The sequence below is a fragment of the Sphingobium sp. TomTYG75 genome (assembly GCF_054771635.1).
This window is the reverse complement of the sequence record NZ_BSRE01000001.1, coordinates 885,851-906,435: the sequence shown is the minus strand read 5'-3', so window position 1 is coordinate 906,435 and position 20,585 is coordinate 885,851. Positions and strand designations below refer to the sequence as shown.

At 59.0% G+C, this 20,585-nt stretch carries 16 protein-coding genes, 1 pseudogene and 1 other annotated feature; of the genes and pseudogenes, 12 read left to right on the top strand and 5 right to left on the bottom strand.

The window, feature by feature from the left end:
* The first annotated feature begins 27 nt into the window (after positions 1-27).
* Positions 28-765, top strand: a complete 738-nt coding sequence (locus ACYU81_RS04490; protein ID WP_460986538.1) for a thioesterase family protein — start codon at positions 28-30, stop codon at positions 763-765.
* Between the two features lie 303 nt (positions 766-1,068).
* Here ACYU81_RS04490 and ACYU81_RS04485 read toward each other — a convergent pair.
* Positions 1,069-1,472, bottom strand: a pseudogene (locus ACYU81_RS04485) (transposase); the annotation flags it as partial.
* Positions 1,096-1,212 (bottom strand) — a sequence feature (AL1L pseudoknot). (Overlaps the previous pseudogene by 117 nt.)
* Positions 1,473-1,596: 124 nt before the next feature.
* On the opposite strand from ACYU81_RS04485, the gene ACYU81_RS04480 reads away from it, so the two are divergent.
* Positions 1,597-2,325 carry a TetR/AcrR family transcriptional regulator gene (locus ACYU81_RS04480; protein WP_460986537.1) on the top strand — a complete coding sequence of 243 codons (729 nt, stop codon included), beginning with the start codon at positions 1,597-1,599 and terminating at the stop codon, positions 2,323-2,325.
* Positions 2,326-2,377: 52 nt separating this feature from the next.
* Here ACYU81_RS04480 and ACYU81_RS04475 read toward each other — a convergent pair whose 3' ends face one another.
* A complete protein-coding gene (locus tag ACYU81_RS04475) occupies positions 2,378-3,544 on the bottom strand; it encodes a hypothetical protein (RefSeq protein WP_460986536.1) in 1,167 nt (388 codons plus the stop codon).
* Positions 3,545-3,918: 374 nt separating this feature from the next.
* On the opposite strand from ACYU81_RS04475, the gene ACYU81_RS04470 reads away from it, so the two are divergent.
* Genes ACYU81_RS04470 through ACYU81_RS04460 form a run of 3 tightly spaced genes read left to right on the top strand, consistent with a single transcriptional unit; the run spans position 3,919 to position 6,258 of the window.
* Entirely contained in the window at positions 3,919-4,656 is a 738-nt protein-coding gene (locus ACYU81_RS04470) for an SDR family NAD(P)-dependent oxidoreductase (protein ID WP_460986535.1), read from the top strand.
* A gap of 51 nt (positions 4,657-4,707) precedes the next feature.
* On the top strand, positions 4,708-5,484 hold the full coding sequence (locus ACYU81_RS04465; protein WP_460986534.1) for a sugar phosphate isomerase/epimerase family protein: 777 nt from the start codon (positions 4,708-4,710) through the stop codon (positions 5,482-5,484).
* A gap of 48 nt (positions 5,485-5,532) precedes the next feature.
* Complete coding sequence (locus ACYU81_RS04460; RefSeq protein ID WP_460986533.1) at positions 5,533-6,258, top strand: dienelactone hydrolase family protein; 726 nt, start codon at positions 5,533-5,535, stop codon at positions 6,256-6,258.
* 6 nt (positions 6,259-6,264) lie between these two features.
* Here the strand turns inward: ACYU81_RS04460 and ACYU81_RS04455 are convergent, their stop codons facing one another.
* On the bottom strand, positions 6,265-7,338 hold the full coding sequence (locus ACYU81_RS04455; protein ID WP_460986532.1) for an MBL fold metallo-hydrolase: 1,074 nt from the start codon (positions 7,336-7,338) through the stop codon (positions 6,265-6,267).
* A 488-nt stretch (positions 7,339-7,826) separates the two neighbouring features.
* On the opposite strand from ACYU81_RS04455, the gene ACYU81_RS04450 reads away from it, so the two are divergent.
* The 7 genes from ACYU81_RS04450 (at position 7,827) to ACYU81_RS04420 (ending at position 18,087) form a co-directional block, all read left to right on the top strand.
* A complete protein-coding gene (locus tag ACYU81_RS04450) occupies positions 7,827-10,346 on the top strand; it encodes a TonB-dependent receptor (protein ID WP_460986531.1) in 2,520 nt (839 codons plus the stop codon).
* A 204-nt stretch (positions 10,347-10,550) separates the two neighbouring features.
* Entirely contained in the window at positions 10,551-11,612 is a 1,062-nt protein-coding gene (locus ACYU81_RS04445; protein WP_460986530.1) for a hypothetical protein, read from the top strand.
* A gap of 93 nt (positions 11,613-11,705) precedes the next feature.
* Positions 11,706-12,101 carry a VOC family protein gene (locus ACYU81_RS04440; RefSeq protein ID WP_460986529.1) on the top strand — a complete coding sequence of 132 codons (396 nt, stop codon included), beginning with the start codon at positions 11,706-11,708 and terminating at the stop codon, positions 12,099-12,101.
* A gap of 227 nt (positions 12,102-12,328) precedes the next feature.
* The gene (locus ACYU81_RS04435) at positions 12,329-14,272 is read left to right on the top strand and encodes a flavin-containing monooxygenase (protein WP_460986528.1); all 1,944 of its coding nucleotides are present in this window, start codon (positions 12,329-12,331) and stop codon (positions 14,270-14,272) included.
* An 892-nt stretch (positions 14,273-15,164) separates the two neighbouring features.
* A complete protein-coding gene (locus tag ACYU81_RS04430; protein ID WP_460986527.1) occupies positions 15,165-17,585 on the top strand; it encodes a TonB-dependent receptor in 2,421 nt (806 codons plus the stop codon).
* Positions 17,586-17,725: 140 nt separating this feature from the next.
* Positions 17,726-18,010: a heme-binding protein gene (locus ACYU81_RS04425; RefSeq protein WP_460988105.1), complete on the top strand. Its 285-nt coding sequence runs from the start codon at positions 17,726-17,728 to the stop codon at positions 18,008-18,010.
* A complete protein-coding gene (locus tag ACYU81_RS04420; protein ID WP_460986526.1) occupies positions 17,986-18,087 on the top strand; it encodes a heme-binding protein in 102 nt (33 codons plus the stop codon). The genes ACYU81_RS04425 and ACYU81_RS04420 overlap by 25 nt, the downstream gene beginning before the upstream one ends.
* 52 nt (positions 18,088-18,139) lie before the next feature.
* Here ACYU81_RS04420 and glpK read toward each other — a convergent pair whose 3' ends face one another.
* The gene (gene glpK, locus ACYU81_RS04415; protein ID WP_460986525.1) at positions 18,140-19,621 is read right to left on the bottom strand and encodes a glycerol kinase GlpK; all 1,482 of its coding nucleotides are present in this window, start codon (positions 19,619-19,621) and stop codon (positions 18,140-18,142) included.
* 125 nt (positions 19,622-19,746) lie between these two features.
* Positions 19,747-20,538 carry an SDR family NAD(P)-dependent oxidoreductase gene (locus ACYU81_RS04410; RefSeq protein WP_460986524.1) on the bottom strand — a complete coding sequence of 264 codons (792 nt, stop codon included), beginning with the start codon at positions 20,536-20,538 and terminating at the stop codon, positions 19,747-19,749.
* Positions 20,539-20,585: the final 47 nt, after the last annotated feature.

The window sequence follows — 20,585 nt, the reverse complement described above, 5'->3', positions numbered from 1 at the left end:
TTCCTGCGGATGGACGATGGGAGGTTCATGCCCACGAGCCATGTCGGCGGCGCATGGAATGTCGCGGAACAGCATGTTGCGCCAGCGATCGGCCTGCTGCTCTATGCGGTGGAAACCGATCACGCCGCGCGACGGGACGATCGATTGCAGGTCGCGCGTCTCTCCTACGACATATGGGGCGTCATCCCGATGGAGTCCGTGGAGATAGAGGTGATCGTGCTGCGACCAGGCCGCACCATCGAACTGGTCGAGGCCCGGCTCAGCCATGGCGGCCGCCCCGCCATCGTCCTGCGCGCCTGGCTGACGCAGGCCAGCGACAGCAGCGCCTTTGCTGCGACCAATTTCCCTACCCTACCGCCGCCCGACACCATAGTCGGCTGGAATCCGTCCAGCCTCTGGGCCGGAGGTTTCATCGCTAGTGTGGAGGTGCGGCGACAACAGCACGGGCGGGGCCGCGCCCGCTGCTGGGTTCGTTCGCCTCTGGCGCTGCTTGACGGCGAGGATGTGTCGGCGACGGCGCGGGCCATGGGACTGGTCGATATCGCCAACGGCCTTGCGCCGCTGATATCGCCCCAGGACGCGGCTTTTCCCAATCTCGATCTTACCGCACATCTTCTGCGACCGCCAACGGGAGAATGGATCGGCCTCGACACCTCAGTCTCCGCGAGTCCGCAAGGCCTCGGACTTACACATAGCATTCTTCATGATGAAAGCGGGGCATTTGGCACAGTCTGCCAATGCTTGACGCTGCGCCCTAAAAATTGATCTGGATATTGCATAGGCTTGGCTGCTCCTGACTTTTAAACCAAATGGCTTACTCGTCAATCGGCGACGCCCGAGTTAAAGGCAGCTGTGATGCTGTTTCTTTACGATCGCTGTCGGCCTGCTAAGCGGCCAGCGTTATGTTCGTGGGGCTAGGTTTCCAGCAGCTCCAAGTCCGGTTTGTGCAAAACCTGCCCCTCGCTAATGCACCTTCGAAAGGCTGCATTGTCCCACTTCTTGTCATTTGCGATACAGACCCCCCCCTGCAAGCCCAGATGGCGTATCAGCCTTTCGACTGTACATCGTGCGACAGACGCGCTCGTGGTAGGTGGATGGGGCAATCGGCAGCACCTTGCAGATCGGCTCGACCCCATATTCGGTGCGATGCTCCTCTATGAAAGCTGTCATCGTTTGAACGGGCGGTCGAGTTCCGCCTGCGCAAAATATGTTGACGTCTTGCGCAATAACTCGCGGTTCTCGCGCTCCAGAGCCTTGAGGCGGTCAGCCATCTTGGTAGGCCGCCAGCACGCTTGCCGCTGTCCACCTCGGCCTTCTTTACCCACTCGTTCAGGGTATGCGCCGAGCATCCGGTCTTCTTGGCAATAGAAACCATCGCTGCCCAGCGAGATGGATGATCCGCCTTGTGATCCAGCACCATACGTACCACCCGCTGGCACCTTAGGTGCAAACTTGTGCGTCGTCCCGCTCATATCGGCTCCACTTACCCAGAAGTTGGAGCCGCCGACAGACCCGCGGCGGCTCAGGAAGGGCAAAACGCCACCAGCGATTCGAGACCGGCTTGATGGAGCGCATTGCTCCTGTCATTCATCGCTTATGAAACAAACTTCCAAGGCTCCCACAAATGGCGCGAAGACGCGGGGGGTTGGGCGCCCGCGCCGACTGAGCATCGATCAGGTGCTCGACGCAGGGCTTGCGCTGGGCCTGGATGGGTTGACGATGGGCGCTGTTGCAGAACGGCTGGGTGTGACCATTACCGTCCTCTATGGCTATGTCGCAAATAAGGACGAACTGGTCCGCCTTGCCGCTGCCCGCGCGTCGCAGGAGCATGATTTTCCAGTCGATAGCGGACAGCATTGGACGCTCTATGCCGCCAGCCATGCGGTGGCGCTGTTCGAATTGCTCACCGGCCCTGGGCACTTGGTTTCACAGTATTTGACAGGCGGAATGGGACCGGAGGTGGAGCTTGATCGTGCCGAAGCATGGCTAGAGGGGCTGACCAGGCGGGGCTTTCACCCTCGGGAGGCGCTCCTTCTTCAACGTCAGATGGGTGAGATCGTGATTGGGGGGGCGGTAAGTATATGGCACATCCGTTCGCTCGAGGCCGCCGGTATGAGCTTCGAGAAGGCCGCGTCGCGCGCCTTTGCTGCACGAGAGGAAGCGGCCCTCCCCTTGCTGCGGTCGGAACAGGCAAGCTTTAGCGATAGGCGGCCAGTATGGGCGCACACCTTCGCCCAGCTGCTAGAGTCCATGGCGCTGGACAGGGGCGAGAAATTCGACCGGCAGGCGGTAATGCACGCGCTGGCACAGCATCTGCCCAGCTGACTGTGGCGTTACTGCTATCCGAAGGCCGACTCGCGCTGACCTTCGCCTTGTTTCAGGCAGCGAGCTGCTGTTGATGCGGACCGGGCGCCTCGGCCGGATAGATATGCGGCGAACCGCTATCATAAACCTTCGTGAGCAGCTGGATGAAGCCCTGATCGTGGATGGGATCTGACGGAACCTCGAAGCTGTGGCCGCGTGCTCGCAAATCCTTGATGAACGTATCGAACACCTGATCGTGCGTCAGGTCGTCGGTATGTTCCATCACCATCTTCAGTTCAGCATAGTCCGTGAAGATTTCCGCCGCCCAATGCAGCATCAGGCGCATCTCCTGCGCGGGCACTTTTTGGATCACCTTGCCGCCGGTGGTGATCTGCCACCCATCCGCGACGTCGGGATCGGCGCCGAACAGCGATTCGAGCGCCAATCCCTTTGGCATGCGCTGGTCGATCGGACCATTGGCTTCGGCGCGATGGAACATCATCTCATTTTCGACGACGACGCCGCGATTCCACATCGGGGCCGCGACGCGCGCCGGTTCGGCGAACTGCCCGTTGGGCCAATAGGTGAAGCCGCCGCCGATCGTGCCCTTGTAGAACCAGGTGACGATTTGTGCCCGCTTGGACTGCCACTTCTTGAAAAGGCCTGACTTGCCCATCGTATTGAGCATGTAGAGGGGCGTGTTGCGCAGATTGATGCCCCTAAAGGTCGTGCCATCGACGTGCGCGGGATCATGGCTCTGGCAAGCGCCGTTGATGTTGAAGAGCATGTTGTCGGGGATGGCATAGTCCGCCTTCCAGTAACCACGCACCATGTCCAGGAACTTTTGATTGAGGAAACAGTCCTCGATCTCCGGATACAGGCATGCGCCATATTTGGCGAGAGTGCCGCGGAAGTTGGGAGTCAGGAACATGTCAAAGGTGGGCGTGACGCCTTCGGGGAGGGCGCCCGCCAATGTCGCCACCACTTCCTCGGCAGAGGAAAAATGCTGCGCCAGGATCATTTCCCACGGGCCCTTCTCGCGGACGAGACGCACGATGCGATCGTGCTGGTCGTCGTTATAAGCTGCATCGACAATGCGAGGTTCTGCAACCGGGCGGATCACGGTCGGCGTCTGGTCAGGCATGGCATTCTCCGTAAAGCTTTCCCGGCGATCATATCCGCCATGCAGGTCAAGGCCAATGATTTTCGTAATAACTTCGATAATTGGCTTGAGGCGCATCTAACCCCTTGATACGGTCCCGCCAAACGCTCCCAGAAGCCGCGGCTCGACGGGAGCGATAATGTCGTGCGTGGTGGGAACTGGACGATGCGGATTTATCTCGATCATCTTTCCCGGGTGGATCTGGCGGCGGTCGAGTTCGTGCGAGTCGCCGCAAAATTGGGCTGTGCTGGCGTCGGACTTTATGTCGGCCCACCGGCAGATAATGCACGACATCATGAAGGCCGGCGGGATGTACCTCGCCGCCGCTTCCCAAGTCTTCTCGACGCCTGAGATTGGGCTTGCTGTAAGAAGCAGCACAGCCACCATTCATTGTGGGAGTGAGTATGTCAGAAAACGCCATCTGCCGACGTTTAAAGGACAAAGTGGCCATCGTGGCGGGCGCCAGCCGAGGGATCGGCGCAGTCACCGCGTTGCGACTGGCGTCCGAAGGAGCGTCCGTGGTTGTTGCTGCTCCTCCCGGCGAAGCGGAAGGCATCGCGGCGGTGGTCGAACAGGCTCTGGCGGCGGGCGGCACCGCGATTAGCGCAACCTTCGACGCTGCCGACGATGCGTCCTTTGCCGCGCTTGTGGCGCAGGCGGAACAGGCATTTGGCGGCATCGACATTTTCCACGCCAACTTTGCCGACCAAAGCATCATCTTCGATGACACGAACGCCATCGAGGCAAGCGAGGCAGTGTTGGACAGGACGATCGACGTCAATTTGAAAGGCATGGCACGCGCAACCCGGCATGCCTTGCCACGGCTGCTTGCGCGTGGGGGTGGAGCTATGATCTACAATTCGTCTGCCGCTGCGACCATGGGCGATGTGGAGCGGCCCTGTTATGCCATGGCGAAGGCGGGGATCGGCGCCCTGGTCCGCCATGTCGCTAATCGCTGGGGACCAGAGGGAATACGTGCCAACGCAATCCTTCCCGGCTACATCATGACGCCTGCGGTGCTGAAAACCCTGCCCGAAGCCATGGCCGAGGACATGCGGCGCAAGACGCCCGCACCGCGGCTGGGCAAAAGCGAGGATATCGCGGCGATGGTCGCCATGTTGTCGTCAGCCGACGGCGAATGGATCAATGGGCAGATGATTTCCGTGGATGGGGGACTGACCATGCGTTGAACATGGTCACTATCCCAAATTCAAGATAACCGATTCTTCAGGAGAGTAACAATGCGGCCGCTGTGTCTTGATCATTTGTCGCTTTACGACGTCACCGCGCTCGAACTGATTAAAGTGGCCGCAGAGCTGGGCTGCGATGCGGTCAGCCTGTTCGTGACGCCTACGCCTCTTGGCCCATACCGGGATCTGACGACCGACAGGGCGGCAAAAGCCGAAGTGCTGGCTGCGCTACGCGACACCGGCCTTTCGGTCGGCATTGTCGAACCTTTCCTGCTGGAGCCGAATACCGACTGGGACTTGTTGAAACGATCGGCTGCGCTGGCGGCGGAACTGAACGGCACGGTAAATGCTCTGTGCTTCGATGAGGAACCGGTGCGGCTACAGGCATCCTTTGGCCGCCTGGCGGAGATCGCGCGGGCCGCAGGTGCCAGGATGGCGATCGAAGGTTTTACCCTGTCGACCGTGCGCACACCCGCGGATGCGCTGGCCATGGCTGATACGGTGGGACAGGAGATCGGCCTGACGATCGACACGCTGCACATTATCCGAACTGGCGGAAGCTGGGCGGACCTCGCTATTTTGCCGCAAGACCGCATTTTTCACGTCCAGATCAACGATGGCCCTCGCAAAGCGCCCTCTGATCTGCGCACAGAGGCGACGGTTGCGAGGCTGCCTCCGGGTCAGGGCGAGTTCGACATCGCCAGCTTCATTCCGCTTGTGCCTTTAACTGCGCTTCTGGCAGTCGAAGCGCCGTTTCGTGCCCCCACCGGCATGCCGCTGGAGCGGGCGCGGACCATGGTCAAGGCGACACGCGCACTGATGGCGTGATGAATTTGCCCGGGAGAATTGCCGCCGGGAGCGACAGGAGCAGGCGCCATGACGATCAAGACCGAAACACTTCATTACCGTGGCGATGGCATAGACATGGAGGCGACACTCTATATCGATGATGCCACCGACGGCCAGCGGGCGGGCATATTGCTATTTCCAGAGGCGCTTGGTCCTGGACCCAACGTCCACAATCGCGCGCGCAGGTTGGCGGAGGCTGGATATGCAGCTTTAGTCTGCGACCTCCATGGCGGAGCGCGCCTGTGTGAGGACATGTCCGAAATCATGGCTTTGATAAAGGCGCTCAGCGAGCAGCCGGAGCGGACGCGCGATCGCGCGCGCGGTGCGCTGGATGCGCTATCGGCGCATGAGCGGGTGGATGCGGCGCGCATCGCCGCGACAGGCTATTGCTTCGGCGGCACGATGGCGCTCGAACTCGGTCGTTCCGGCGCGCCGCTCCGCGCGATCATCGGCTTCCACAGCGGCCTTTCCACCGCCGCGCCCCGGGACGCTGCGAACATCAAGGCGAAGGTGCTCGTGTGCATCGGCGCCGACGATCCGGCGATCCCGCCGGAGCAGAGAGCCGCATTCGAGACGGAGATGCGCAGCGGCGGCGTCGATTGGTCGATGCACCTTTACGGCGGTGTCGTGCACAGCTTCACCAACCCGGCGGCCGCAGATATGAGCATGCCAGATTTCGCACGCTACGATGCAACTGCAGACCGGGAATCGTGGGCCGCGATGATGGCGCTGTTCGCTGAAACCATCGGCTGACGCTGTCTAATATGGCGCCGCAGCGTGATAATCCTTCCCGTCGAGGAGTTCGTAAATCCTCAAAACTGCCTCGTCCGGTTTCTCACCACGAAAATCTGCAGGACTCAAAGTATCAGGAAAATCGACTTTGTGTTTCGACATGTCGAGTTTTCTTGATGCATCCAGCGCAGACAAACCTTGCCTCTTGAAAGAGGTCACCTGTTCATAAAGATCGAGCAAATACATTTGGTAAGCAGTTATCTTGGCCTTGGCTTCATCACCAGATATGGTAGGGCCATGACCTGCAACCACCGTCTTGAAGTCAAGATTCTTGAGCAGCTGAAGTGATTGGACATAATCCACTGGGTAGGCATCACCCCAAAACCCGCAGCAGGTTTTCAGATTCTCGAAAAAATCTCCTGTGACGACGACACCTTCTTTAGGCAAGAAAATGAGCAGGTCGCCAGCTGTATGGCCCCGTCCTGGAAAGATTATCTGGATTTCCCGTCCTCCGCGATAAAGGGTCAGCTTGTCCTTGACCGCTATCGTCGGAGGTGTCTCGACCTCGTTCGTCACGCTTAGGTTGGACGCGGTGATTTCTGCTAGCGATTGCTGTAATTTTGCTTTTTTAATGGGGTCGGATTCCGTCTCTGTCGATTTTTTCAGATCGTCAGCCCACTTTTGCATCATGCCGTTTGGACCATAGAATATCTGAGCAGTCCGGCCCTTAAACGAATTGTTGCTTAGCTGATGATGGGTAAATACGCTTCCAATAATCTCCGCATTGCTGAACACTTCGTTGCCGCCGACATGGTCAAAGTGGAAATGCGTGTTGATGACATAGCGGATCGGCTTGGAGGTGACCGTCTTGATATCCGCGACAAGTTGCCTGGCGCTCCGAGGGTCGTTGTGACTGTCGACGATCAACACATCATCTCGATTAACAATCACCAACGTATTGCTGTTGATGTGCGCCTCAGCCGGCTCAAATAGATAAATGTCTTCAGCTATCTTTTGCACATGATGGGATTTTGTTTCAGCGGCATGCACTCCTGCGCTCATGGCCGTGAGCGCGGCAAAGCCAATGGCTAACATACGCATTATTAGTCCATCTCCTTCATAGATTATTATACGGCGTGCCCCGCCTCGTACGCAGCCGCGACGAAATGATCCGGATGAATATTACTCTGTTGAGCAAAACATTACTGATGATAAATCGATCGTGAGAGATCGAATAATTCATCGAAACGAGCTTATGTTCGACCTGCAGCTTATAACCGCTTGTCTTTCCATTGTAACAAGGCAGGCAAACGGGAAGTTGACCTTGCCGGCCTTTTACCGGCTCCTCATGTCTGTGCAAGCGGTGAACGCAGGGTTGCAGTTTTTGTTATGTTGGTATTCATAAATTGTACCTTCTCTCATGGCAGCGATTAGCACATCTTCCTGTGGACCAATGTGGCGCTAAGAGCACGGCGCTGGATAGGGGCCGGCCGTTTGCGCGGGCCACGGCCGCATGAAGTTAAAAGAGGCCAATTGGTCAAAAAACATGCCCCGTCAGAAGGGACAATCATCATAGGGAGAGGGTTTTCATGACTAAACGATATCGTATCGCTTTGCTTGTTGGCATCGCGTCATCGGCGTTTATTACGCCAGCCATAGCGCAGGATGCGGCGGCAGCCGCCACTGAGCAGGCATCGCTTCCGAATAACGTGCTCGGGGACATCGTGGTCACGGCGCAACGCCGCTCTGAACGAGCGCAGGACGTGCCTATCGTGATCAGTGCCTTTTCGGCCGAAACAATTCAGAAACTGAATATCAACGAGCCGCAGGATCTCTACGGCAATGTTCCCTCGCTCGTTGTCGGCACCCAGGGACAGGGAAGCCGCGACGTGCAGAGCTACTCTATTCGCGGGCAGTCGACCGGGTTCCTGGCTCTGCCGTCCGTCGCAAGCTACTTGAGCGAAGTTCCACTCATCGCCTCAATCAGCCTCAGTCTTCAGGGCGGCCCAGGCCTGTTCGTCGACCTCGCCAACGTGCAGGTCCTGTCCGGTCCTCAAGGCACGCTTTTCGGCCGGAACACTACGGGTGGCGCGGTGCTCTTCACGCCGCAGCGCCCGACAGAGCATTTAGAAGGCTATGTGCAGGGCAGCGTCGGCAACTATAATCTGCGCAGCATCGAGGGCGCGCTCAACGTGCCGATCATCGAGGACAAGCTCGCGATCCGCGTCGCTGGCGCTTATTATGACCGCCGTGGCTTCACGCATGACTTGGTCTGGGATAAATGGCGCGACGATCAGCACTGGTATACCGGCCGACTGGGCATCCTGATGAAGCCGACGGAGTCCATCAGCAACTATCTGATGGTCTATGGATCACGTTCGAATAACAACGGCGCCGGTTATATCAATCGCGGCTTCCGCCTGCCCTCTGTCGTAGCGCCCTGCAACGATGCGGTTCGCGCGCCCAATCCCGCATCATGCGACGTCTATCGCCGTCAGACCGAAATCGCCAATCAGATTGGTCCGCGCGCCAACCGGCAGGATGTGGATGGCTATGCCAAGATCGATACCTGGGGCGTGATCAATACGACCGATCTGGAACTGAATGACGAACTGACGCTGCGCAATATCGCCAGTTATCAGAAGTTGAAGTCGGATTATGCGGCAGATCAGGACGGGACGCCCCTGCAGGGTTATCAGAACAGTCAGAGCGCGAATTTTCCGGACTTCCCGGTTCCGGGTCTGTCGGATGAATTCGGTATTGCGCCCAACGGTTACACCAATGCGGTGAACGCTGGCGGCCCCCGCGACTACCTGGAGCAGCTCACCGAAGAGCTGCAACTTCAGGGCAAGATGCTGGACGGGCACCTCAACTTCACTGTCGGCGGCTTCTACATCAACACAAAGCCAGCCGGCCTGTGGCGTGCCGCGGCGGTACAGTTCTGCGCCCCGCAGAACACCGGGGATCCTGTCGCTTGCCCAGGTAGCCGCGTCCGCATCGGCGTGACCAACCGATCCAAGGCGGTATATTCGCAAGCCACCCTCGATTTCGGCGCTTTTTCAGAGGCGCTTGAAAGCCTCCGCTTGACCGCAGGCTATCGCTACACCTGGGATACGGTACAGGGGTTCAGCGGGTCCGGCACTCCGTTGGCTAATGGCACTTTCCGGTGCGGGATAGGTGGAACCCAGCCGACGTTGGAGGATTGCGAATATGACGCAAAGCTCAAGACAAGCGCGCCGACTTGGACCGCTGGCTTGGACTACCGGCCTGTTCGCAACCTTATGCTCTACGGCAAGGTTACGCGCGGGTATAAAGCAGGCGGCTTCAACACCACTGCCGTCAACGAGCAGTTCCAGACTTTCCAGCCGGAAAAGCTGACCAGCTATGAGGTAGGGTTCAAGTCAGACTGGCGATTGGGTTCCGTGCCGGGACGGTTGAACGTCACCTATTATTATTCGGATTACTCCAACATCCAGCGACCAGGTACAGACTTCAACCCGGTCACCTTTGCCGGGGGCGCCAAGATCCTGGCGGCGAAGGCCACCATTCAGGGCTTTGAAGCTGAAGCTTCGTTCCGGCCATTCCCTGGCCTGGAGATCGGCGGCACTGTCAGCCACACCGACGCAGATTATAAGGAGTTTAGCTACACCTCCTTGTTCGGCGACTTCTCCTGCGTACCTGGCGGTGGTTTTGCCCGAGTTGGCCCCGGCGGGGCGGTCGATGCACGTTGCATGCCCTTCCAGTTCGTGACGCCCTGGATCTACAATATCCGCGCGAATGCCGAAATTCCGATTGCGCCACATATGGGCGACCTGAATTTCCTGGTAAGCTATTCGCATTTCGCGCCGCAGGCGACCGCACCTGCCGGTGATCCGTCGTTCGAACCCGGCTCCGTTCTGGAGGCTTATGGTTTGCTCAACGCCTCGCTCGACTGGCGGAACGTGGCGGAAAGCGGATTTGATGTCGGGGTGTTCGTAAACAACGCCACGAACAAGCTGTATAGGGTCGGCAACTCCAACAGCTATAACGGCCTGGGCATTTTCTCCAGCCTCTATGGCGAGCCGCGCATGTATGGGGTGAAGCTCCGCTATCGCTTTGGAGAGAAGTAAAATTGCGAATCCGGCAGAGTGATTGTCTCCGCCGGGTTTTGCCATTCCTGCGTCGCCATCGGTAGGCAGTGCGAGACGGGGACAGCTCTGAGCATATATCCGAACTTATATTCGGAAATATTGCCGATGAGCCTGGGATAGGTTAAATAAGCTGCGCGTCTGAAGCCTTGGGCCGGTGCGTCAAAATGTTAGAGAGGATTAGCTATGCCAAGGGATATCGCTTCAACATTCCTGCCGGTCGCGCCGCCGATCATCATCGATAATCTCTACACGGAAGATCAGCACCGGCGTATGCTTGATGTCGCGCGTCGCGAGGGGCCGTGGGAACTAATATTGGCGCAATATTTCTCTTCGCCAGAAGAAGTTATAGCGACCACCACTGGAGCAAATGTCGAAGGGTTGAAACCAACCTGGGACATGTTCATGAATCCGGTATTTCGCGGGTATTTTGCCCGGGATGGTGTAAACTATTATCCTGAGCTGGATGACTGCTTCTTCAATCCGAAGTTTCTCAACCTTGTCCGAGAATATTGGAAAACACCCTATGTCGAGTGCGACCAGCTGATGTGCAACATGCAGGGACCGGCGGGTGCTGGCGGGTCCCCGCATGTGGATGGAACACAGTTCCGTGGCCTTTATGCGCATAACGCGCCCACTTGGCTGCTGAACACGATGGCGAAATCGGGGCTTTTCCGCCGTTGGCAGGCCAAGAAGGCGCAGGTCATTGCCTGGTATTATCAGGGCGAGATCGGCGGCGGTTTCCATTATTGGCCCAATGGCCCACGCGAAGACCCGGTCTGCCTAGAGGCTCCCATGCAGGGCCGGGGCGTCGTCGTCGAAAACGAGATGATGTTTCACACGGCGCAGGGCTGCGGTCCTGTGGATCAGCGTCGGCCAGCAGGGCTCGCAATCAACTCGAAAATTTCGGCCGATCCCGAGACGTCCGATGGCTGGCGGATCATGACCGGTGAAAAGGTCTTGGCAAAGATTCCGGCAAATGAATTCCGCCTGCTTTTGCACTGGGGAGCGACGGTCTACAGCGATCTTGCGGAATTGAAGCTGGCACGCGACCACAGCGACGACATCACAGTAAATATGGCATTCGACATCTTCGTGAGCGATCTCCGCTCCCGGGGAGAGGTTTTCGAAATGCCGACGGATCCGGTGCATGACACGAACTTTATTAATTTGCTCACACGGGTCTATGACATCGGCAAACCGAAAAACGTGCCCGAAGATCCAGTCGCACCAAGACTGGTCGCCTAAGGGGCTGCATCGTATACAAGAGAACCGGCCTTCGATTGGCGCGTCAAGTGCCGCAAAGTCCCGGCGGCCCCCCCCAAAAAACAAGGTCTCTTTATGACAGCTCAAAGCTTTGCCTTCACTAAGCTTGTCGTTTCCAATCTCGACGCGGCCGAGCAATTTTACATCCAGACGCTGGGGCTTTCGCGACTGACCTATATTGAGTGGGGCGAGGGGCCGGGACAACTGCAGGAAGTAGTCCTCGTGGTTCCGAATGGAGGCCCAGGCAGCCCACAGCTCAACTTGATCCGCTATCCCAACAAGCCCATGCCAGCGCCTGGTGAGACGGTGATTGGCTTCATGGTAGGCAACGTTGAGGCGACTGTTGTTGCGTTCAGCAACGCTGGCGGGCGTATCACCGTACCCGTCGTCGAAATGCCAGAGCATCGATTGAAGCTGGCTTATGCGACCGATCTCGACGGACACATTATCGAGGTTATCCAGGCGCTTTGAATGTTCATAGCCGCGCCATAGTCGGCAGAGAAGGATCTGTAGGTTGGACAGCGCCTACTGTTAGCGTTTGGACGAAAAAGCCGCCGTCGTCGCAGGTGCAAGCAGGGGGATCGGCGCAGTGACGGTTGGAGGGGCGCGCCTGCCGGTGTCGCCAAAGGCAACCAGACGGCAGCGGCGAAGATACTCCTGTCGCTGTCCTTACATATTGAGTCGGAAAGGTTTTAAAGATGGCTGAACATGTCGATGGCGCGGTGATGGCACGGGACTGGCACGATCGCAGCCTGCCGCTGGCCGATAGCGAAGAACTGCGCGTTGCGCTGGAGGAAGCGAACATCCAGACGCTGCTGATGGTCTATGTGCATCTGACCCATGACGCGGCGATGCTGGACATTTTCGGCAACTATATCAAACCGCCTTTCTCCGTTCCCAACACCGAAATCCCCGCCGAATATAGCCAGGAACTGCGTACCAAGCTGCTCCATGTGTTGACGACCCCCGGCGCCGCGCGCGAGGACGATCCGTCCGACGCGTTGATGAAGCGGATGATGAGCGTCGGCGTGGGCGAGGAAGTAGCGGACGAATTCCTGCCGCTGCTGTTCGACCAGATCGGTTTCAAACTGCCCAAGCCGCGCAAGGAAATCGAAGGGCGCACGCCGCCGCCGACAGATTTCAAGGTGCTGGTGATCGGCGCCGGCATGACCGGCCTTGCCGCCTCGCTCAAGCTGGAAGAAGGCGGTTACGAGCATATCGTGATCGAAAAGAACCCCGAAGTCGGCGGCACCTGGTACGAAAACCGCTATCCCGGCGTGGGCGTCGATACGCCCAGCCACTTCTATTCCTATTCCTTCGAAATCACGCCCGAATGGTCGCATTACCATCCCAAGGGCGTGGATATGCAGAAATATCTGCTGCACGTCGCCGACAAGTACGACCTGCGCCGCAATATCCGCTTCAATACCGAAGTGGTCGCCCTGCGCTATGACGATGCAGAGGCGGTGTGGAACGTCACGGTGCGCGGCAAGGACGGCACGGAAGAAATCATCCGCGCCAATGCCGTCATCAACGCTCACGGCCCAGTGAACCGCTGGAAATGGCCTGATATCCCGGGCCGCGAAGAGTTCCAGGGCAAGATGATGCACACCGCGACCTGGGATCCGTCCACGCGGATCGAAGGCAAGCGGGTCGGCATCATCGGCACGGGCGCCAGCGCCGCGCAGTTGATCGGCGCGATCGCGGATCAGGTCAGCGACCTCACCGTCTTCATGCGCACGCGCTACTGGTCGATCTACAATCCGGAGATCAATCACGAAGTATCGCCGGGCATGAAGTTCGCCCTGCGTTACATCCCGCATTTCCGCGAATGGTTCCGCTTCCGCGTCTACTGGTTCGCGGCCGACGGCCTCTACGGCAATGTGGTCAAGGACCCGGAATGGCCGGTCGACAGCCCATCCGTCTCGGCGGCCAATGAGGGCGCGCGGCAATGGGCGCTGGCCCATCTGGAAGCGAAGTTCCACGACCGTCCCGACCTCAAAGAAAAGCTGACGCCGGACTTCCCGATCTTTTCCAAGCGCATCATCCTGGACGCTGGCTGGTTCGACGCGCTCAAGCAGCCCAACGTCACGCTGGAAGATGGCGGGATCGAATGCTTCACGCCCAAGGGCATCCGCACCAAGGACGGCAAGGAGTATGAATTCGACATCATCGTCTGCGCCACGGGCTTTGACGTCGCCAACATGATGGGCAAGCTGGAAATCCACGGCAAGGGCGGCCGGTCACTGCGCGACGAATGGGGCAAGGACGATCCGCGCTCCTATCTGGGCGTCACGGTGCCCGGCTATCCCAATTACTTCATGACGGTTGGCCCCAACAGCGCGCCCAACCATGCGGCGGGCCAGAACCTGATTTCCGAAGCGCAGGTGAACTACATCATCGAATGCCTGGACTGGATCAACGAAAGCGGCGCTCGTGCTGTCGAACCGACCCAACAGGCGTTCGAACAGTGGAACCGGGAGGTCGAGGAACAGATGAAGAATATGATCTGGACCCACCCGAGGGCGAACAGCTACTATAACAACTCGACAGGCCGAGTATTCCTGTCATGGCCGTGGCGACTGGTGGACCTTTGGAACCAGACACGTCGTCCCGCCAAGGATAATTTCGAGCTACACTGAGCGCGGGTCGAAAGGAATGACATAGGATAAGAGCCGGTCTGTAAGGACCGGCTCCTTTCATGTCGGACGCGATAATCAGCTAGCGGAAGTAAATCTACCATCGCCCCCAATGTTCCGCCAGTCGCGCGCGCGCGAATTGACCAGCAGTGTCATGAGGTGCGGTTGATGTCAGCGGCTTACCTGACGCCTTATCTGAAACGCGGTGGAACCGGTTGCACGTCAGAGGATGCGGTCTGTGCCGGTAAAGTTTTGCGAGCAGCAGGCGACTTTGTCGTTGCGCCGTCTAACTCTGACCGCACCATGCGCTCTGGCCTAACTCGCGGCCGACCTCTTTGCTACCAGCTGTACGAAGGAAGGTAATAGGCGGCGAGCGCGATGCAGTACTGCCCTGACCAGGGTGGCATGGTCGTCGTCGGAATCTGTCCAATCTACCGGTCCAGGATGCGTCAGCGTGGCCACCGCGCGTCCATCTGGCCGATGCGAGCCTCACCCCACATGATCTCCGAAATTTTTCGGCTCTGACGTCCTTCGCTGGTGGGCGCGTGTTCGCAGGTGCGGCAAATATGTTTTGGCGACGACGTGTGTTGGCCTTTTCGGCCCATTTTCCTATCCCTCCGACGAGGAGAAATTGTCTGGCGGGTGTCGGTCATTTTGCCATCCGGCCGCTGTGACGACGTCCTCTGAGATGAAATATGTGACCAACGTATTGCGCATGAGAATCCTCTATATGACGCGCGGATGTCGGATAAATAAAAGAAATCAATTGCTAAAAAGTTGGTAGGTGGGCCGAAATCTACAAAAATATGACGGCGAGGGTTGCAGGGTTCCTGCGCGATCGTTAGCAGTTGTCAACATTATGGGGCTGGCTTCTGCCAAGAAAAGGAACGCTGTCATGAAACAGGGAAAGAGTCTTTCTGCATTGTTGTGCGGTGCAGCGATGATCGTGCCGACCGCTGCCTGGGCGCAGGAGGCGGCCGATGGTGGAGGCGAGATCATCGTCACGGCGACGCGCGAAGCCCGATCGCTTCAATCAGTGCCTATGAGCGTCAATGTGGCGACCGGCGAGCAGTTGCAGAAGCTGAACATCTTCGACGCTAAGGACGTCCAGCAGCTCGCTCCGGGCCTGGAGATGACCAACACCACGGGCCGTAACAATTCGACGACGCTGCGCGGTATTTCGTTCGATCCCGACCAGGGCACCGACCCTGCGGTCCAGGTCTATTTCAACGAAATTCCGACCGATGCGCAGACGGTCTACACGGCCCTTTACGATATCAAGCAGATCGAAGTGCTGCGCGGTCCCCAAGGCTTGCTGCGCGGTATCTCCGCCCCCGCAGGTGCGATCACCATCTCCACGGCGCGCCCCGGTTTCGATGAGATCGAAGGCTATGCGCAGACTACCGCTACCACGCGTGGGGGCTATAATGTGCAGGGCGGGGTTTCCCTGCCTTTCTCTGACAAGATCGCACTGCGCGTTGCCGCACTGGTCGACGGCAATCGACTGAACAACGTCCGCAATGTCAACACCGGCGAACGGTCGCGCAGCCGCACTGAAAGCGCCCGTTTGACCCTGGGCCTTCGTCCAACGGACAATCTCACTGCCTATATTACCTATCAGTATCTGTATGCGGACAATAGGCAGATGCAGCAGGTCATCGGATCAGGCAACACATCGACTTTCGACGCTGGCGCCTTCCTGGGCGGCGCTCTGGTTCCGAATTCATCAACGCGTTCCGGCCCAGCCCTGGGTGTCGATGACTATGCCGCCGTCGCAGAGGGCACGAGCCGCAATATCAATGAAAGCCACATCGTTAACCTGGCGATTGACTGGGATTTGGGTCCGGCAACATTGTCGTTTGTAGGTGCGCATCAGGATTCACGTCTGAAAGGCCAGCGTGATCTGGATGTCGGCAATGCCGTGCCCAACTACATCTCCAACTCCTTTGGTCCAACTCCCTTCGTATACGATACGGTCGAAATGCGCTTGGCTACGAATAACAAGGATGGCCTGGGCGGAGGCATTGGCGTCTTCTACAGTAAGATTGGGGGAACGACGCGCATCTTTCAGCCCGGCGACAGCTTCATTTTCCCGTTTGAACAGAATGATAGCCTGAACACCCTGGGCGCACTGCCTTATCTGCCCATCGCCACCGAAATTATCGTTCCGGTAGATCGGAGCATTTGGTCGTTCAACGCCAATCTTAACTTTCGTAGAGGCGGCCTGGCAATCGAAGGCGGCCTGCGTTACTCGATCATCAAGTCGGTGAATGTCAGCCGACTGGGTTTGAGCACGCCGGGCAACAGCTTGCTGTGCACCGGCGATCCAATTGTTGATGCCGTGTCGTTTGGCTGCTTACCGGCGTCCTACCCGGCAACGGACATCATTCCGGCCAACCTGCGCAATACGTCTGACAAGCCGATCACGGGCGGCCTGACGATCAGCTACCAGTTAATGCCGTCGATGAATATCTTCGCTTCCTACGGCCACTCCTTCCGCGCCGGCAGCGTCAGCCCCGGCCTGCCCGATGGACTGAGCGACGACCTGATCCTGACCCAGCCGGAAAAGACGGATTCGATCGAAGCAGGCGTTAAAGGCAGCTTCGCCGGACGCCGCCTGCATTATGCGGTGTCGGTCTATTATCAGAAGCTCGACAACTTCCTGAACCGTTTCAGCGGCATCTATTATCAGTCCACCGTAGCCGCGCCGCCCACCGGCTTTTTCGATTTCAACTATAATGGCGACGCACGGATCAAGGGGATCGAAGGATCGCTGGACGGCCGGATCACGAGAGACTGGGACTTCGGCGTCAGCGCTGCCTATACTCGCGCCCGTTATCGCAACGCCCTGCTGCCGTGCAACGACTTCGCAGGAACTGGCCGCCCGAACCGGGATGGAGCGGCGACCGTTACGGGGCCGGGCAATGTCAGCTTCTGCGCCAGCAATGGCCGCATCGGCGAGACGCCTGATTTCAGCCTGACCGCCAACACGGAAATCCGTTTCCCGATGGACAGCGTTACGCCGTTCCTGCGTGGGTTGCTCACGTACCGGCCTGGGTTCTATTCCGACCGGATCGATTATGATTATCGTAGCCGTGAGATGCTCAACCTGTTCGTTGGCCTTCGTGCCGAGGATAGCAAATGGGAATTCACCTTGTTTGCGAAGAATGTGCTGAACCAGAAGCGGATCGCCAACATCAGCCAGGGTAACGCCGTAGTCGGCACGTCCAGCGGCGTGGACTATGACTCGGGCTACCGCACGGTCAACGTGACCAACCCACGCGAGTTTGGATTGACGGGCAACTTCAAGTTCTAAGATCAAGGCAGGGCCGGTCGGATCACCAACATATGAAGCAGCTTCATAATGATCCGCACCGGCCCCAGCGGCTGGAGTCACGTGTTCGAGTGACGTAGGCGCACTATTTCTTTCCCTCTGGAACCGTTGATGGCCGCGAAATCGGGCTGAAGCCGCTCAGCATCGCTGTCCTGGATGCCGGTTGGCATCTTCTCGCCTTCCAGCGGCAGGATAGGGCATCCAAGCTGCGGCCGCAGATTGCCTGCGCCAAGGCTGCGGGTGCGCTCGGCCTTGGTGTTTCGTCGCGCAAGATCGGCGACATGGCAGCCGAACGGCCGACCTTCATCGCGTCGCTCGGGCCGATCGCGCCCCATGGCTGGTTCCAGCGGCGGGCGGCGTCATCGTCGTCGATGGCACGGGTGTGCCGATCGGCGCGGTGGGGGTGACCGGCGACACGTCGGACAATGACGAAGCCTGCGCGCTGGCGGGGATCAGTGCGGCGGGTCTTCGCGTTCAGGGGTAGGGCGCTTTGCTGGCGCGTCGCTGAGATGGTGGGTGGCCGACATCTGCCTTCCTCAGCGGAAGATGGCCTGGCCAACCGCGCCGCGCCAACCGGCGATAAGGCTATCTCTCTGAACAGCGGGTAGTGTTGGGCTAAACCGCCGGTCGGGCGTTACGCACGACACGGCTTCGGGGAGTGTCGGCCAGACCCCCGTCGCAGCGCCAGCGAGAAAGGCGGCGCCCAGTGCCGTGGTTTCGATGTTGGCGGGCCTGATGATGGTGAGATCCAGTATGTCGGCGAGGAATTGGCACAACCAGTCGTTGGCCACCATTCCACCATCCACCTTGAGCTCGTCAGGCTGCACGGCGCTGTCGAACGCCATGGCGTCCAGCAAGTCCGCGCTCTGGTAAGCGACGCATTCCAGCGCCGCGCGCACGATATGTTCAGGACCCGTGGCGAAGGTCATTCCCGTCAGCATGGCCCTTACATGCGGGTTCCAGTGCGGAGCGCCCAAGCCGACAAAGGCGGGCACCAGATAGACGCCGCCATTATCGGGCAAGGACCGCGCCATGGATTCGGTCTCGGCGGCCGTGGCGACCAGGCCTAGTCTGTCCCGCGTCCATCTGACGGCGGCGCCCGCGACGAAGAAAGCGCCTTCGATCGCGTAGCTGATGCTTCCATTGGAATAGCAGGCGACGGTGGACAGCATCCGGTGCCCCGATCGGCAAATCTGCCCGCCTGTGTTCAGCATCGCGAACCCGCCAGTTCCCAGCGTGAGCTTTGCGCCGCCCCGGTCCAGGCACCCCTGGCCGATCAACGCGGCCTGTTGATCCCCAACCATTCCCGCAATGGGGAGCGATACGCCCAGGATATTCTTGTCCGATGTCCCGAAGAGGCAATCATTCTCACGCACTTCAGGCAATATCTGCATCGGGATGCCGAACATTCGGCACAGCTTCGGGCACCATGCCATCTTGGCAATGTCGAACAGCAAGGTGCGGCTGGCGTTGGTTGCGTCGGTCGCATGCACCTTTCCCGCTGTCAGGCGCCACAGCAGGAAACAGTCGATGGTCCCAAAGGCCAGTTGCCCCTTTTCCGCGCGGTCGCGCGCACCGGGGATTGTTTCGAGCAGCCAGGCAAGCTTGCTGGCGGTGAAGTAGGAATCGAGCAGAAGGCCGGTGCGGCTGGTGACTTCAGGTTCGAGGCCATCCGCGATGAACCGGCTGCAAAGGTCCGCGCCGCGCCTGTCCTGCCAGACGATGGCCGGATGGATGGGCTGTCCGCTTTCACGGTCCCACAGCAGGCAGGTTTCGCGCTGATTGGCGATCCCGATGGCGGTAACGTCCAGCCCCGTGCGATGCGCCTCGTCCAACGCCGCACGCGCGGTCGCCACGACGTCGCGCCATATCGCTTCGGGATCATGTTCGACCCATCCGTCCGCGGGATAATATTGTTTCAAGTCGATCTGCGCGGCGCTCCGCACGGTGGCTGTTTCATCGATCAGCAGCGACCGGGTGGATGTGGTCCCCTGATCGATCGCGAGCACCGCCTTCATCCTACCCTCCGCCTTGCGGTTCATCCCCATGCCGACCATGATCTCACAGAATTCGGATTATTCTACTCTACTTTCGCGACTGGGCGTCAGTCGGCGGGCAGGCACGGTCGATCCATCCTGGCGTCTCAGGGCAGATCGGGCACCCAGTTGACGCCGTTGATGTGACCTCCGCCGTCCACGAACAGCGTGTTGCCGGTGACATAGCGCGCGTCCTCGCTGGCCAGGAACAAGGCTGCGCCGCCAATGTCCTTTTCCGGGTCGCCCATGCGTCCCATCGGATTGGCGCGCTCGGCATCGGCGGCGAGTTCGGGCTGAAGTGCTTTGAAATGGTTGAACGAGGCGGATGCGGCGCCCGGGCAAATGATGTTGGCGCAGATGCCAAAACCGGCCCATTCCCGCGCCACGGTGCGGGTAAGCGTGCGAAGCGCTTCCTTGCCCACATTATAATCGGCAGTCCCCATATGCGCGTTAACGCCGTTCAGGGAACAGAGGCTGATGATCCGCCCCCAGCCATTCGCCTTCATATGAGGAAAGGCGCGCATCATCGCCCATTTGGGACCGAACAGGTTGATGTCAAAGGATTCATGGAAATATTCATCGCCCATCGCTTCGGCGCGGGCAAAGCCCCGGCCGCGATAGGCGTTGTTGACCAATATATCGATGCTGCCGAACTGATCGACAGCCGCATCCACGGCCGCCTCCATCTGCGCGCGATCCGTAACGTCGGTGCGCACGAAGCGCGCCCGGCCGCCCTCTGCGACAATCGCATCTGCCGCAGCCGTTCCCTTGCCTGCATCGAATTCGGCAATGATCACCGCCGCGCCCGCGCGCGCAAAACGTCGAGCGACGCCGAGGCCAATGCCATCGCCCCCGCCCGTTATCACTGCGACCCTTCCGTTCAGCCGATTATCGGACATTCTCACTCTCCTGGAACTTATTGGAAATGTTGGGCGGGGCAGACCTG